At 55.4% G+C, this 15,325-nt stretch carries 13 protein-coding genes; 10 read left to right on the plus strand and 3 right to left on the minus strand.

Annotated elements, in window-relative coordinates:
• The first annotated feature begins 4 nt into the window (after positions 1-4).
• Genes ABWV33_RS15105 through mdoH form a run of 3 tightly spaced genes read left to right on the plus strand, consistent with a single transcriptional unit; the run spans position 5 to position 4,592 of the window.
• Positions 5-1,222 (plus strand): OpgC family protein, encoded by a 1,218-nt coding sequence (locus ABWV33_RS15105; protein WP_353331910.1) that lies wholly within the window; start codon positions 5-7, stop codon positions 1,220-1,222.
• The gene (locus ABWV33_RS15110) at positions 1,219-2,724 is read left to right on the plus strand and encodes an OpgD/OpgG family glucan biosynthesis protein (RefSeq protein WP_353331912.1); all 1,506 of its coding nucleotides are present in this window, start codon (positions 1,219-1,221) and stop codon (positions 2,722-2,724) included. The genes ABWV33_RS15105 and ABWV33_RS15110 overlap by 4 nt, the downstream gene beginning before the upstream one ends.
• Positions 2,721-4,592, plus strand: coding sequence for a glucans biosynthesis glucosyltransferase MdoH (gene mdoH, locus ABWV33_RS15115; protein WP_353331914.1), 1,872 nt, complete (start codon positions 2,721-2,723; stop codon positions 4,590-4,592). Before ABWV33_RS15110 ends, mdoH begins: the two co-directional genes overlap by 4 nt.
• Here the strand turns inward: mdoH and ABWV33_RS15120 are convergent, their stop codons facing one another.
• Together ABWV33_RS15120 and ABWV33_RS15125 are read right to left on the minus strand one after the other, a co-directional pair.
• Positions 4,593-5,417 carry a CE1 family esterase gene (locus ABWV33_RS15120; protein ID WP_353331916.1) on the minus strand — a complete coding sequence of 275 codons (825 nt, stop codon included), beginning with the start codon at positions 5,415-5,417 and terminating at the stop codon, positions 4,593-4,595.
• Positions 5,414-5,899, minus strand: a complete 486-nt coding sequence (locus ABWV33_RS15125; RefSeq protein ID WP_353331918.1) for a rhodanese-like domain-containing protein — start codon at positions 5,897-5,899, stop codon at positions 5,414-5,416. Before ABWV33_RS15125 ends, ABWV33_RS15120 begins: the two co-directional genes overlap by 4 nt.
• A 219-nt stretch (positions 5,900-6,118) precedes the next feature.
• Between ABWV33_RS15125 and ABWV33_RS15130 the strand changes: the two genes are divergently transcribed.
• The 7 genes from ABWV33_RS15130 to selD are packed head-to-tail and all read left to right on the plus strand — an operon-like array spanning position 6,119 to position 14,213.
• Positions 6,119-9,001, plus strand: a complete 2,883-nt coding sequence (locus ABWV33_RS15130; RefSeq protein WP_353331920.1) for a monovalent cation/H+ antiporter subunit A — start codon at positions 6,119-6,121, stop codon at positions 8,999-9,001.
• Position 9,002: 1 nt separating this feature from the next.
• Positions 9,003-9,353 (plus strand): Na+/H+ antiporter subunit C, encoded by a 351-nt coding sequence (locus tag ABWV33_RS15135; protein WP_113825920.1) that lies wholly within the window; start codon positions 9,003-9,005, stop codon positions 9,351-9,353.
• Positions 9,350-10,897 carry a monovalent cation/H+ antiporter subunit D gene (locus ABWV33_RS15140; RefSeq protein ID WP_353331922.1) on the plus strand — a complete coding sequence of 516 codons (1,548 nt, stop codon included), beginning with the start codon at positions 9,350-9,352 and terminating at the stop codon, positions 10,895-10,897. Before ABWV33_RS15135 ends, ABWV33_RS15140 begins: the two co-directional genes overlap by 4 nt.
• Positions 10,894-11,391, plus strand: coding sequence for a Na+/H+ antiporter subunit E (locus ABWV33_RS15145; protein ID WP_113825918.1), 498 nt, complete (start codon positions 10,894-10,896; stop codon positions 11,389-11,391). The genes ABWV33_RS15140 and ABWV33_RS15145 overlap by 4 nt, the downstream gene beginning before the upstream one ends.
• The gene (locus ABWV33_RS15150; RefSeq protein WP_113825917.1) at positions 11,388-11,657 is read left to right on the plus strand and encodes a K+/H+ antiporter subunit F; all 270 of its coding nucleotides are present in this window, start codon (positions 11,388-11,390) and stop codon (positions 11,655-11,657) included. The genes ABWV33_RS15145 and ABWV33_RS15150 overlap by 4 nt, the downstream gene beginning before the upstream one ends.
• A 9-nt stretch (positions 11,658-11,666) precedes the next feature.
• Positions 11,667-12,053 carry a Na+/H+ antiporter subunit G gene (locus ABWV33_RS15155; protein ID WP_113825916.1) on the plus strand — a complete coding sequence of 129 codons (387 nt, stop codon included), beginning with the start codon at positions 11,667-11,669 and terminating at the stop codon, positions 12,051-12,053.
• Positions 12,054-12,059: 6 nt separating this feature from the next.
• On the plus strand, positions 12,060-14,213 hold the full coding sequence (gene selD / locus ABWV33_RS15160; protein ID WP_353331925.1) for a selenide, water dikinase SelD: 2,154 nt from the start codon (positions 12,060-12,062) through the stop codon (positions 14,211-14,213).
• Here selD and mnmH read toward each other — a convergent pair.
• Positions 14,210-15,262 (minus strand): tRNA 2-selenouridine(34) synthase MnmH, encoded by a 1,053-nt coding sequence (mnmH, locus tag ABWV33_RS15165; RefSeq protein ID WP_353331927.1) that lies wholly within the window; start codon positions 15,260-15,262, stop codon positions 14,210-14,212. The two genes, selD and mnmH, sit on opposite strands and share 4 nt — an antisense overlap.
• Between the last annotated feature and the right edge of the window lie 63 nt (positions 15,263-15,325).

The following is a 15,325-nucleotide window of genomic DNA, read 5'->3' on the forward strand; positions in this document are numbered from 1 at the left end:
ATTTATGGCGACCATTTCGCCCACATCCGATTTTGTCCCCCCCACCGCTGCTCCGGCAGCGGTGCCGCGTGTGCGTGATCCACGATTGGATTTCTATCGCGGCATTGCGATGTTCATTATCTTGATCGCCCACATTCCTAACGATCCCTGGGCCCGCTGGATTCCGGCCCGTTTTGGGTTCTCGGACGCGACCGAAATCTTTGTGTTCTGTTCTGGCATGGCATCAGCCATTGCCTTTGGCGGCGCTTACCTGAAACGGGGCTGGTGGATGGGGACAGCCCGCGTATCGTATCGTATTTGGCAAGTCTACTGGGCCCACATCGCTCTGTTTTTCTTTGTCGCCACGTCGATGGCTGCGCTGGATCTGAGCGGAGCGTTCGACAAAAGCTATGTCTCGTCATTGAACTTGCAACACTTCTTTAACGACCCCATGCCTCAAATGCTGGGCCTTTTTACGCTGACCTATGTACCGAACTATTTCGACATTTTGCCCATGTATTTGGTGGTTCTTGCACTGATGCCTCTTTTTTTGGGTCTTTTTACTGTAGGCTTCTGGGCCGTTGCACTTGCGTCTGTTTCGATCTGGGCTGTTGCACAAACCGGCGTCTTAGCGCTTCCGGCTGAGCCATGGTCACAACGTCAGTGGTTCTTTAATCCGTTTGGGTGGCAATTGCTGTTTTTCACCGGCTTCGCCTTTATGCGCGGCTGGATTCCAGCCCCGCCTGTGTCCAAAACCCTGATGTGGATCGCAGCACTGTTTTTGGTTCTTTCCGCGCCCTTTGGATCATGGAAAGTGTTCTTGTGGGTCGACGCATGGAATACAGATGTCGCCGCCGAAGTACGCAAAGTCTGGCCTTTGACCGCAGAATTGCGTGAAAAGACCGATTTTGGCCTGTTTCGCTACATGCACTTCCTTGCCTTGGCCTATCTCGGATGGGTGATCGCTGGCGAGAAAGGCGAACGGTTGGTTGCAACGGGCAACGGCTGGTTGGCGCAAATCTGGCAGGTGACACTGACCCTGATTACAAAAGTTGGCCAGCAATCGCTTGCAGTCTTTGTGTTTTCAATGGCCGCCGCGCGTTTAATCGGCGTGGCTCTGGACCAATCGGGCCGGACGATGGGCACAGTCCTTGTCGCGAACCTGATTGGTTTTGCAATGATCATTGGTGTGGCCTATTTGGCCGCATGGTTCAAATCGCAGCCCTGGAAGGCCCAGAAATGACCCTGACGCGTCGTACATTCCTAACTTCGGTATCCGCTCTTGCCCTTGCACCCGCCGCTTTTGCCACGGGCGCAGGGGCCGGCACCCCATTTGACCGGGATACGGTGATCGCCGAAGCACGTGATTTGGCGAGCCGCCCCTATGCCCTGCGCCCCAGCGTGCCGCAGGCTTGGCAGGACCTGTCATACGAACAATACCGCGAGATCCGGTTTCGATTAGACAAAGCGCTCTGGTTTGGAACAAAGACGCCCTATAACGTGGATTTCTTCACGCCCGGCTTGTACTTCCCGCAAGCTGTCAAAGTGTTTGAAGTCGAAAACGGGATGTCCAAGCCGGTTGGCTTTGATTTGTCGATGTTCAAGATTTCGGACAAGGTTCCAGAGCTACCTGTTGACGAAACTCTTGGGTTTTCCGGTTTGAGACTGCGCACCGAAATGCACCGACCCGGCAAAACGGATGAGTTCTGCGTCTTTCAAGGGGCCAGCTATTTTCGTGCGATTGGCCTGAGCGAAGCCTATGGCCTATCTGCCCGTGGCTTGGCGCTGAAAACTGCCGATCCAGACGGCGAGGAGTTCCCCGACTTTATCCGATTTTGGCTAGAGCGCCCTGCCCCCGGTCAGCGCAATATGATCGTTCATGCGTTGATGGACAGCCCCAGCGTCACAGGCGCGTATCGCTTTGATGTGACGCCCGGCGACGACTGCGTGATGGAGGTTGAGGCCACGTTGTTCGCCCGCGAAGAATTGGACCACGTCGGGCTGGGACCGTTGACCTCTATGTTTCTTTACGATCAGACCAACCGCACGCGGTTTGATGATTTTCGCCCAGCAGTCCATGACAGCGATGGGTTGATGATCCGGAACGGCGCAGGAGAGGTGATTTGGCGCCCGCTGGCCAATCCCAAAACGTTGCAGGTGTCTTCGTTTGTGGACACAAACCCACGCGGATTTGGGTTGATGCAACGAGCCCGTGAGTTTGCAGATTTTGCCGACCTCGAAGCGCACTACCACAGACGCCCCGGTCTTTGGGTTGAGCCAATGGGCGATTGGGGCAAAGGCACCGTGACGCTTGTCGAGATCCCGGCGGATCAGGAAATTTATGACAACATCGTCGCCTATTGGCGACCCGCGACGCCCTATGCCGCTGGCAGCGAAGTCACGATTGGCTATCGCCTCACTTGGGGCGCGGAGCCAGAACGCACCGCGATGCCCCGCGTGATCAACACTGCGATGGGGGATAAAACCTTTGGCGACGGTCGGGTGGCTGTCATCGATTTTGAAGCGGATGAAATGCACGACGATATCGAGGATCTCGATATTTTTGTTCAATCCCCTCATGCCGAAACAACCAAAGGCGTTCTGCAACGCAACCCCGAAACCGGGGGCCTAAGGCTCGCGTTTTCATTCCAACCCGGCGATCATCAACTGGTCGAGCTGCGAGCACAGTTGCGCAAAGGGACCGCGCCCGCGTCCGAAGTATGGCTCTATCGGTGGACTGCATGAGCCCCGATCTGCATATCATGCCCCTCGAACAGCCACTGGCAATGCCGGCACAGAACTTCCAGGCTGGCTTTCGGGATGCAGATGCCCCCCACAATGCGTCGCCTGAGCAAACTATGGTTTGGCGATTGTTGGCGTTCTGCCCGTCTGTTGTGGCGACAGTCGGGTTGTGGTGGGTTATGGAAAACTGGTTTTCCGACGAAGGGATCAGTTGGATTGAAGGCCTGCTGTTAGCGCTGATTTCGTTTAACTTCTTCTGGATCACCTTCACAGTCTGCACTGTATTGCTGGGTTTGTTTTCTCTGTCACGTCAGCATACCCCGGCACGACCGACCCGGGCTCAGCCTCTCAACGTGGCCTTGGTGATGCCGATTTATAACGAAGTTCCATGGTACGTGATGGGCAATGCCCGTTCGATGTTGGAAGAGCTGCGCGCGCGCGGTGGGGTGCATGAATATTCGGTGTTCATTCTATCTGACACACGCGACGACATCATTGCAGCGCAGGAACAAGCCAGCATCATGGCTTTGAGAGCCTCCTTGCCACCAGATCTGAAGTTGTTTTACCGCCGGCGGCCAGAAAACACGGACCGCAAAGTAGGAAACATTGCCGATTGGGTCAGCCGCTGGGGTGGTGCTTATGAAGCGATGTTGGTCTTGGATGCCGACAGCCTGATGACCGGACGTGCCATTGCGCGATTGACCGACGCCTTGGCGCGGGATGCCGGTGCCGGGCTCATCCAAAGCTTTCCACAACTTATTGGCGCACAATCTGTCTTTGCCCGGATGCAGCAATTTGCCAACGGTGTTTATGGCGCAGCGCTCGCCGAAGGGGTTGCGCGCTGGTGCGGGCACGAAGGCAACTATTGGGGGCATAATGCCATCATTCGAACGGCTGCGTTTGCCAATTGTGCTGGATTGCCACGCCTGCGGTCCCTTACAGGCCGCGAACAGCTGATCATGAGCCATGATTTTGTCGAGGCAGGCCTGTTGCGACGGGCGGGGTGGTCCGTTCGTTTCCTGCCGCGTATCCGTGGATCGTACGAAGAAACTCCGGCAACGTTGATTGATCACATACTGCGAGACCGCCGCTGGTGTCAGGGCAATCTTCAACACCTCAAACTGCTGCGATCCAAGGGTTTCCAGTCGATTTCCCGGTTCCATCTGTTTCATGGGGCAATTGGCTATCTGATGTCGCCAATCTGGTTTGCCTTGCTGGTGATGTGGGCCCTGATTGGCCGGGGGGAGGACGCGAGTGTTCTGCACTATTTCGACCCCGATAATCCGCTATTCCCCCAATGGCCAGAAATGACCGAAGGGCGGCATGTTCTCATCATTGTTTTGATGTATGCGATGCTTTTGGTTCCCAAGTTGATGGGCGTTGCAGCGCTGCGCCTGACCGGCGCACGGTATGCTGAATTCGGCGGTGGTGCGCGCTTTGCGCTCTCGTTCATGTCAGAGCTGATTCTGTCGATCATTTATGCGCCCATTTTGATGGTCCAGCAGATGATTGCCGTGTTTCGCACCGCCTTTGGGCTGCAAAAAGGGTGGAATCCACAAGCCCGTGATGGCGGAACCTATGGACTAAAGACTTTGATGATCTGTCATGCGTTAGAAACTGTCAGCGGCATTGCCCTGACAATTGGCATCCTGTTGGGTTTGATTTCAGCTTGGCTGGCTCCTATCGCCCTGAGCCTTGCGTTCGCTATTCCGCTATCTGCCCTAAGCGGCGTGACGGCCGGTACCGCGCGCCGGTTGATGGGGTTGCGTGAAGATTACCGCGAACCTGCAATCACGCAGGCGGCGCGCCATTATCGGAATGAATTGAAATCCATGATCGAAGGACAAAGCAGAGTAACACCTGCTGAATAGTCAAGACCCTAGCAGGCCTTCGTACCAGTCAGCCATCATATCAGCCCACCCTTGCGGCACTTGATGACCGCCGGGGAACAAAGCTAATTCCAACGCAGAACCATCTGCGCACCCTGCCCATTTGCGTCGCATAAAGGGGCCAGTGTTTGAAAAACTGCTTGGGCGGTTATCGGGACAAGCATTGGCCGATCGCCAAATTTCTAAGCCCGCAAAAATGTCCCCCTGCTGAAACTTACCTCCGCCCAACTTACGCCCCTCTAACGGGACAACATTGTCCGTCCAGCCATGGGTATGGAACATGCGAACTGGTCCAGAGCAAGTGGTGGGATGGGGGCGCCAAAAGCCACCCGAAACTGGTGTGTAGGCTGAAAACATGTCCGGAGTGGCGCAGGCAAGATACGAAACCATAAACCCACCTGCGGAAAACCCGCTCAGGATAACTCGTTCTGGATCCACCTTGAACCGTTTGACCGCGTTGGCAACGGCTTCACTCAGAAAGGCTCCTTCGTCTCGCCCCTCCCACCCTGGGAAAAAGTTCCAGCTCAGACCTCGCCCTTCGCCAACTTGTCGTGACCCATTGGGGGCCATTACGGCGTAGCCCCGCGCGATCAGCCCGTCCCGCATGTTTTTGTTGCGCATCGTTGCGGCGCCATTGCCGCCGTAACCGTGCAAAAACACCACCAACGGGGGGGACTCTGTCTTTGGCAAGTCGATGTGGTAGCTGCCTGTTTCAATTTCGCAGGCTTCCGCGGACCCGGCGCAGTTGGCCTGCACGCTACCTGCAAGTCCAATGAAACCCAAAGATGCAAGTAAAGCTCGGATCACCCTGTTGGCTCCTTGTATGACACAACGGGCAAGCCCGTATTTAACCACCCCGGCCCGGCCCGCGATCCCAGCATCCCTTCGGGCACGTCGATGATATTGGTGAACCCCGCCTTGGACAGTACCAAGCTCAAGCGTGCAGAGCGCACCCCACGGGCACAAATCAAGGCGATTGGCTGACCCCGGTCTGGTCCAACAATTGCCGTTAGCGCATCGATAAAATCAGCGCGCCGCAAATCAAGAGGATAGGCGCCTTCACCCACCCCCGAGGATTTCCATTCCCCCGGTGTACGAATGTCGATCAACGTCACCTCACCTGATGCGGCAGCCTGATGAGCCTGTTCAGCACTGAGCTTGTCGCCCGCGTAATCTGGCGGAATAAGTCGATACTCACGCACTGCAAACCCACCGGCGACAACAGCAACAGCGCCAGCCAACACCCAACGACGTGAAATTTTGGGTAGATTTGTCTGCTGCTTTTCCACCAACTTCTTCTCCTCGCGTTGCCAAACTGGTTCTATCACGTAAGGCCAGAGATGCCTCCCCTTTGGGGTTCACCTTCTCGTCAGACCACATTTTTTTGAAAAATGAGTGTTTCAGATGCCTCTAGGAAATATTTGCAAACTTGCAATGGCTGGACAGGACGGAAATTATCCTTACTCAAAGGTATATAAATACGACGTTGTTAAACTGGAGTACTGCTGGTGTCCCTATTCCTGATTGCGGCCCTTCCCTTTCTTGGCGCGGTATTCCCGGCATTGCTGATCAGAGCGGGTCGAAATGCATCCGCTTCTGCTGCTGGCATGACGACTTTTCTGGCTTTTGTCGGGTTGCTGATCAACGCGCCAGCCGTGATGCGCGGCGAGGTCGTAACCGCCCGTGTCGACTGGCTGCCAGGTCTCGGTCTGAACGCAAACTTCTACCTTGATGGCCTTGGCTTTCTGTTCGCAGGTCTCATTCTGGGGATCGGGTTGCTGATCATACTGTATGCGCGGTTCTACCTGTCCCGACAGGATCCAATGGGGCAATTCTACACCTACCTTCTGTTGTTTCAGGGTGCGATGGTTGGCATCGTTTTGTCAGATAACATCCTACTTTTGCTTGTTTTTTGGGAACTCACCTCACTCAGCTCGTTCCTGTTGATAGGGTATTGGAAACATCTGCCGGAAGGGCGTCAGGGCGCACGTATGGCATTGGCTGTGACCGGCTCGGGTGGTTTGGCCATGATCGGTGGCATGCTGATCCTTGGCAATATCGTGGGCAGCTATGATCTAACGGTGATTTTGCAGAACAAAGAGCTGATCCAAGCCTCTCCTTTGTACCTGCCTGCGTTGATCTTGATCCTCTTGGGTGCGTTCACCAAATCGGCGCAGTTCCCGTTCCACTTCTGGTTGCCGCATGCCATGGCCGCCCCGACCCCTGTCTCGGCCTATCTACACTCGGCGACGATGGTGAAGGCTGGATTGTTCCTTATGGCCCGGATGTGGCCAGTTTTGGCCGGAACAGATGCCTGGTTCTATATTGTAGCCACAACTGGTCTTATCACGATGGTCGTTGGCGCGGTGATCGCACTGTTCAAAGATGACCTAAAGGCGCTGCTTGCCTTTTCCACCGTCAGCCATCTGGGGCTGATCACGATGTTGCTCGGCTTTGGCACCAAGATTGCGGCTGTGGCCGCGATTTTCCACATCATCAACCACGCGACCTTTAAGGCGGCGCTTTTCATGAGCGCGGGTATCATCGACCACGAAACCCACACACGCGATATCAAGCGGCTGGGTGGCTTGCGTCATCTGATGCCAATTACGTTTGGGATTGCCGCCATCGCCGCACTGTCGATGGCAGGCCTGCCGCCACTGAACGGTTTTTTGTCCAAAGAGATGATGTTGGAGGAGACCGTTCACACGACTTGGCTCAACTCACCCTACTTGGTTCCAGGGTTTGCGTTGCTGGGCGCGCTGTTTTCAGCTGCTTACTCTTTTCGATATATTGCCCATGTTTTCCTCGGGCCGGAACGTGGGGACTACCCCGCGCATCCGCATGATCCGCCTGTAGGGTTGTGGCTGGCCCCGGCGTTCCTTGTGTTGCTTGTCGTGCTGATCGGTTTGAATTCGGCCACCATCGTGGGGCCTTTGGTCGCCGTCGCATCAGACGCCGTATTTGGCGGAGGGAAACCGCCCTATTACTCTCTCAAAATCTGGCATGGGTTTACGCCTGCGCTCTATATGTCCTTGGTGGCAACGCTTGGAGGCGTTGCGCTTTTGTTGGGACATCGCTGGCTCGAACGCATCTGGAATGCACTCCCGCGTCCTGAAGCCAAAGTTATCTTTGACAGTGTGATCCGGGCATTGACTGGCCTCAGCCAGACGATCACCAACAGCCTGCACAATGGAGTTGTCAGCCGATATGGCATGATCTTTGTCGTGTTTACGGTAGGGCTTGCCTACTACGCCTACGCAACCGGCACGATTGGCCTGCCGACGCGCATTTCGCTCGAGGCACCTTTGCTGCCCATCATCGGCTGGATCTGCTTGGTTGGTGCAACTTTAGCCACCGTCTATTTCCACCGGAATCGGCTGTTGGCACTGGTATTGATCGGCGTTGTTGGCTTGATCGTATCTATGGCGTTCAACTATCTCTCCGCCCCGGATCTGGCGCTTACTCAGATTTCAGTCGAAGTGGTGACCATGATTTTGCTGCTGTTGTCGCTGAACTTCATGCCCACACAAACCCCGGTCGACAGCTCGATGGCCCGCAAGGTACGTGACACGGTGATTTCAATTGTTGCGGGACTAGGCACCGGAGCGCTGGTTTATGCGCTGATGATGCGGGATTTTGCGTTTCCCTCCATCTCGGAATTCCATCTCGCGAATTCTTACAAAGGGGGTGGCGGCACCAATGTGGTCAACGTGATCCTGGTTGATTTCCGCGGCTTTGATACCTTTGGTGAGATCATCGTGCTTGGTATCGCCGCCTTGGTAATCTTTGCCCTCACTGAAAGCGTGTTGGGCACCAGTGTGCGGGCACGTTTGCTGAATCGCAAACCCCACTGGCCACAATCCGGGGATGCACATCCCATGATGATGGTTGTAGTTACGCGTGTGATGATGCCTATGGCTTTGATGGTGGCCGCTTACATCTTTTTCAGGGGTCACAACCAACCCGGAGGCGGCTTTATCGCTGGCCTGATCGCGGCAATCGCCTATTTGATGCAGTACATGGCCAGCGGCTTTACCTGGGCGGCTGAGCGCCAACGGTTTTACTATCACGCGACCATCGGTTGGGGGGTTCTGATTGCTGCCGCCACTGGATTGGGCGCGTGGTTCAACAAGGTTCCGTTCCTGACCAGCGACTATGGCTACATCCACATTCCTCCGTTCGAGGAATTCGAATGGGCCACAGCAATGTTGTTTGATACTGGCGTGTTCCTCGCGGTCCTGGGCGCTGTCATGCTTGCCCTAGAGAGCCTGTCGCGCTTTGCATGGCGTCCTGGCATTGCCTCGGAACACCCGATGGATATCAACCCGGCGCGCGATGACCCACCCGAAGAATCCGCATCTGTGAACACGCAAGAGAAGGAAAGCTGACATGGAACTCCTTCTAGCCACCGCCGTGGGTGTCCTCACCGCCGCTGGGATTTTCCTGATCCTGCGTCGCCGCACCTTTCCGGTCATCCTTGGCCTGTCTTTGCTGACCTATGCAGTAAATACTTTTTTGTTCGCAACCGGGCGCTTGGCCATCAATGCCCCTGCTGTCCTGAACAAATACGAAGACGTCGCTTATACAGATCCATTGCCACAGGCGTTGGTTCTGACGGCGATTGTGATTTCCTTTGGCATGACCGCTGTCATCGTGATGATTGCCCTCAGCGCCTATTTGTCCTCGGATGATGACCGGATCGACATGACCGCCCAAGATGATGCGGGAGATGACGCATGAACCACTGGATCGTAGCCCCGATCATTCTGCCCGCATTGGTCGCGCCCTTCATCATCATGGTGTTGCGGTATCACTTGGACCTGCAGCGCATTTTCTCTGTTGCTGGCACCGTTGGCTTGCTGGGCATCGCCCTCACCCTTTTGGCGCAAGCGTCGGGCGGCGAGGTGATGATATACGAGCTTGGCAATTGGCAGGCACCCTTTGGCATCGTTTTGGTGCTGGATCGGTTGTCTGCGCTGATGGTTCTGTTGACGGCGTTGTTGGCTTTGCCTGTCGTGCTTTATGCCATTGGATCTGGTTGGGACACACGCGGTCGACATTTTCACGCTCTGTTTCAGTTTCAGCTGATGGGAGTCATCGGGGCCTTTCTCACCGGAGATGCGTTTAACCTCTTTGTCTTTTTCGAAGTACTGCTGATCGCCTCTTATGGGTTGATGACCCATGGCGGCGGGGCTGAACGGTTAAAGGCAGGCGTGCAATACGTGGTTTACAACCTGCTGGGATCCACTCTGTTCCTGTTTGCCCTTGGGACGTTGTATGCCGTTACTGGGACGTTGAATATGGCAGACCTCGCAGTTCGTGTCGCTGAAATCCCCGCCGAAGATACTGCCCTGCTACGCGTTGGCGCTGTGTTGTTGTTGTTGGTGTTTGCCATCAAGGCCGCGGTATTGCCCCTGCATTTCTGGTTGCCAGCCAGCTATGCAAACGCGCCGCTTCCGGTGGCTGCCCTCTTTGCCATTATGACCAAGGTTGGCGCTTACGCGATTTTGCGCATGTACACGTTGGTATTTGGGCCTGAGGTTGCGAACACCGCAGGTCTGGCCAGCGATTGGTTGCCAATTGCAGCTATGGCGACCTTGGCGATTGGCGCGCTGGGGATCCTGGGATCACGACAGATCGGGCGCCTTGTTGCCTTTGGCGCCATCGCTTCGATGGGGACGCTGTTGATTTCAATCTCACTGTTCACACCGCAAGCAACCAGTGCCGCGTTGTATTACATCGTGCATTCGACATTTGCTACGGCACTGCTGTTCCTAGTTGCGGATCTGGTTATGGAACGACAGGGGCGCCAAATTTCTGCTGTCAAACCAATGCCCCAAACCGGATTGATCGCTGCGTTGTTTTTCATTGGTGCCATCGCCATGGCCGGGATGCCGCCGCTTTCAGGGTTCATAGGAAAACTGTTGGTGATGGATGCCGCGCGTAGTTCAACCGATTACGCGTTTATCTGGGCTGTGATCCTGATCAGTTCTTTCGTCACCATCGTGGGTTTTGCCCGCGCAGGCACGGTGATCTTTTGGAAAAGCCATGACGCCGCTTACAACCCGGAACCGGACCCCGACAACGACGATGAGATCGTGAAAGAGCCAGCACCTGAGCCCTATCCAATTGTTGCCTTTGCTTCGATCTTTCTGCTGGGCATTGGGCTTGCAGCCCTCACGCTCTTTTCTGGTCCAATGATGGAATATGCGCAGCAAACAGCAGAACAGCTTTATAATCCTGCTGAGTACATCAATGCGGTTCTCAAAGGGGGACAAGAATGAAACTGCTCCATCGTATTTTCCCACACCCGCACATGAGCGTTTTGTTGACGCTGGTCTGGATGCTGTTGGCCAATTCACTCTCGTTGAATTCGCTGGTGTTTGGCCTGTTTTTGGGGATCGTAATCCCCTTTGTCACACAGCCCTATTGGCCAGATCGCCCCAAACTGCGCAACTGGCCGATGGTCGTGTCTTATATTCTGATCGTATTGTGGGATATCGTGGTCGCCAACGTGACCGTTGCCATGATCATTCTTTTCAAACGAGATGCAGATAGACAACCCAATTGGATCTGCGTTCCGCTCGACCTGCGCAGCCCCGAGGCCATCACGGTTCTCGCTGGAACCATCACCATGACCCCCGGCACTGTCAGTGCGGACTTGTCCTCTGGCGGGCACAACCTGTTGGTGCATTGCTTGGACGCCCCCGATCCCGAGGCCGTGCGCGACGAGATCAAGCAACGGTACGAACGCCGCCTCAAGGAGATTTTCGAATGATCAGCATAGCTATTTACTTCGCTTTCGCCTGCTTTGGTGCGGCTATCATGATGTGTTTGTGGCGGATCATCACCGCCGAAGGTGTCGGAACCCGAGTGCTCGCGCTGGATACGATGGTGATCAACACGATTGCCCTGATGATCCTTTATGGTCTGAACATCGGAACCGAGATCTTTTTTGAATCTGCTATGATAATCGCCATGCTGGGCTTTGTATCCACGGTTGCCTATGCGCGCTTTATGCTGCGCGGCAATATCATCGAGTGAGGGTCCCCAATGCAGATGTTTTTTGAGATCCTCATCGCTTTCTTTTTGATCGTGTCAGGTATTTTTGGGTTTGTGGGGTCTTTTGGGATGATCAAGCTCAAGGACCCGATGTCACGCCTACATGCCCCGACCAAAGCAACCACTCTGGGTGTGGGTGGGGTCCTTTTGGCGTCGATCCTGCATTCATTTGCGATTGAAGGGCATTTATCGCTGCACGAGCTGTTGATCACGCTATTTTTGTTCCTAACCGCGCCAGTCACGGCTCTGTTCATTGCCAAATGGCACATTCACCGTCATGAAAGCCCCGAGACTCTCCCCCCCACAGGGGAAGACGACAGTTGGGCCACCCATGCGGTCGAACAAGAAGAAGACGTTCCTGACCACACGGCGACCTGACACACAATGCACACACCTCCACTGCCCCTCACCCAAGATCTGGTTCTGATTGGTGGGGGACATACCCATGCCTTGGTGTTGCGAAAATGGGGCATGTCCCCCCTGTCCGGTGCACGGCTTACCGTGATCAATCCCGGACCAACCGCACCCTATTCAGGAATGTTGCCGGGATTTGTTGCCGGACATTATGCACGCGAAGAGCTGGACATTGATCTTGTCCGCCTCGCCCGTTTTGCAGGCGCCAGAATCATCGTCGGCAGCGTGCAAGGTATCGACACGGAAGCACGCCAAATACACCTCCCGGGACGACCACCGATCTCTTTTGACGTTGCTTCGATCAATGTCGGGATCACATCGGATATGCCCACGCTGCCCGGCTTTGCTGAATACGCTGTTCCAGCCAAACCGTTGGGTCCGTTTGCGACGCGGTGGAGCGATTATCTTGCGAAATCAGGGCCCGCACATGTGGCCGTGATCGGAGGCGGTGTGGCCGGTGCAGAGCTGGCGATGGCGATGGCTCATGCCCTCAGAACCCGTCAGCGGCCAGCCGTTGTGTCTTTGATTGATAGCGCCCGCGCCCTGACAGCACTTGGCGCCAAAGCCGCAATGCGCATCCGTGCCGCCATGTCTGACTTGGGTGTCGATTTGATCGAAGAAGCCCAGATCACTCAGATTGAACCCACGCACATAGACCTGTCGGACGGGCGCCAGATTGCTTCCGACTTTACCACGGGGGCCGCAGGTGCGCGTGCCTACGAATGGATGTCCCAAACGGGTCTTGAATTACACCAAGGGTTCATTGCCGTGGACCGCCATTTGCAATCCAGTGACCCCGCCCTCTTTGCGGCCGGGGATTGCGCCCACCTAAGAGATAACCCACGTCCCAAAGCGGGGGTATATGCGGTACGTGAAGCGCCTATTTTGTTCAACAACCTGCGGGTGGCACTGGGGGCCGGTAAAATGCGGCCTTATACTCCGCAAAAAGACTACCTGAAACTGATCTCTCTTGGACAAAAATCAGCCTTGGGAGAACGGTTCGGAATCCCTGTAAGCGGTGGGCTGATGTGGAAATGGAAAGACCACATCGATCAAACCTTTATGAATAAATTCCGCATCTTGCCCCAGATGCAGACGCCCGCTCTGCCGAAAGAGCACGCCTCGGGTTTGGCAGACGCTGTGGGGGGAAAACCCCTGTGCGGGGGATGCGGTGCCAAGGTCGGACGCACGACGTTGCAAAATTCACTGCGAACATTACCCACAACAACCCGGACCGATATCACTCCGCTCCCCGGTGATGATGCCGCTGTGATGACTACAGGGGGCATACAACAGGTTATGACCTCGGATCATCTGCGCAGCTTGACCGAAGATCCTGTTACGATGACCCGGATCGCCGCAATCCACGCATTGGGCGATATCTGGGCGATGGGTGCTGATCCGCAGGCAGCGACCGCCACCTTGATCCTGCCGCGTCTCTCGCCGACGCTGCAACACCGGACTCTCGAGGAAATCATGACCACCGCCACATCCGCAATACGGGAGGCCGGGGCCGAAATCGTTGGGGGTCATACCTCGATCGGGGATGAGTTGACCATTGGTTTTACGCTGACAGGCTTGTGTTCACAGAAGCCCATCACACTCGCAGGAGGGCAGCCCGGCGACGTGTTGGTTCTGACCAAACCATTGGGAAGTGGCGTAGTCATGGCCGCCGAGATGGCTGGCGTGGCAAAAGGAGAATGGGTCGCATCTGCCTTGGACCAGATGGTGCAACCCCAAGGCAAAGCGTCACGCATTCTGAAAGACGCGCATGCCATGACGGATGTGACCGGGTTTGGCCTTGCGGGTCACCTTGCAGGTCTGTGTGAGGCCTCTGGATGTGGTGCCAAGCTGGATCTAGAGGCAATCCCGGTCATGCGGGGCGCGGTGGAATTATCTGCCGCAGGCATCCAATCCAGCCTGTTCTTAGAAAACCGCATGATCGCCATGGACCTGCCCCAAGGTGGCAAATCCGATCTTCTGTTCGATCCGCAAACCGCAGGTGGATTGTTGGCGGCCATCTCTGCCGATCAATCAGAGATGATCCTGTCTCGGCTAAAAGCGGCTGGATATCAGGCTGCCTGCGTTGGGGTGTTGACTGAAACGCCCGGACTGACGCTCTAATTCCCGTCCACGATCACTTTGATCTGATCTGCGATTGTTTCCAAACCGCTTGGATCTAGGCTCTGGGCCTCGACACGCGCTTGGATCGGTACATCATGTGCTTTGCGGGATTTCTGATAGGCCAGATCATAGTGTTGCTCCATCAATGCCCGCGTCACTGCTTGTTTATCGCCCGCATCGATCAATGCAAACCAACCATCAACCACCTCATGCCCCCGATGTTGCCGCAGCGGTGCAAGACGTTCTTTGAGGCGGATTTCATCAGACAAAATGTCATCATAGGCCGCCGCAAGGTAAGGTATTCGGGCCTCAAGGGGTGCGCCAATTTCAATGCGTGGTGCGTTCTTTAGCGCATTCCAAACGGTGGGTGGGACGATACGTGCGCCAATCTTGCTGGATTCTGCTTCGACAACGACGGGCAAATTCGGATCAAGTTGACACAGGGCACCTGCCAAAGCGGATTCAAATGCTTTTTGGCTGGGTTGCCCCCCCGGCATTGCACCCAAGAGTGATCCCCGATGGTTGGCCAGCCCTTCCAAATCCAGAACTTGCACACCGCGCGCGTTCAAGACCGCCAAAACGTCAGTCTTTGCCGTGCCAGTATATCCATCCAGCGCAATCAAACGATGGGGCAGTGTTTCTTTGTAAAGATATTTGTACACCAACCGGCGATAAGTTTGATATCCCCCCGATACGATATCAGCCCGCCATCCGATCTGTTGCAACATCCATGTAAACGATCCGGATCGCTGACCACCCCGCCAGCAATATACCAGTGGTTTCCACCCACCTTCGTGATGGGACAGGCTTGCCTCGATATGGTTCGCCGCATTGCGAAACACCAAGGCCGCGCCAAGTTTGCGCGCTAAAAAGGGGCTTTCCTGTACGTACATTGTGCCAACTTTGGCCCGCTCTTCGTTGTCCAGAACTGGCAGGTTGATTGCACCAGGCAGGTGATCCTCGGCGAATTCAGCCGGGCTGCGAACATCGATCACGGTGTCAAACCCGTGATCATAAAGCGATTGGAGCGAGGAGAAGTCTAAAGCCATGGTGCTGGATCTATCCCGTCTATCACCCAAGGGAAAGAGACATCAGAAAACTGCCCTAACTGC

Source organism: Phaeobacter sp. NW0010-22 (assembly GCF_040365955.1).
In the GTDB taxonomy this organism is placed as follows: domain Bacteria; phylum Pseudomonadota; class Alphaproteobacteria; order Rhodobacterales; family Rhodobacteraceae; genus OMPR01.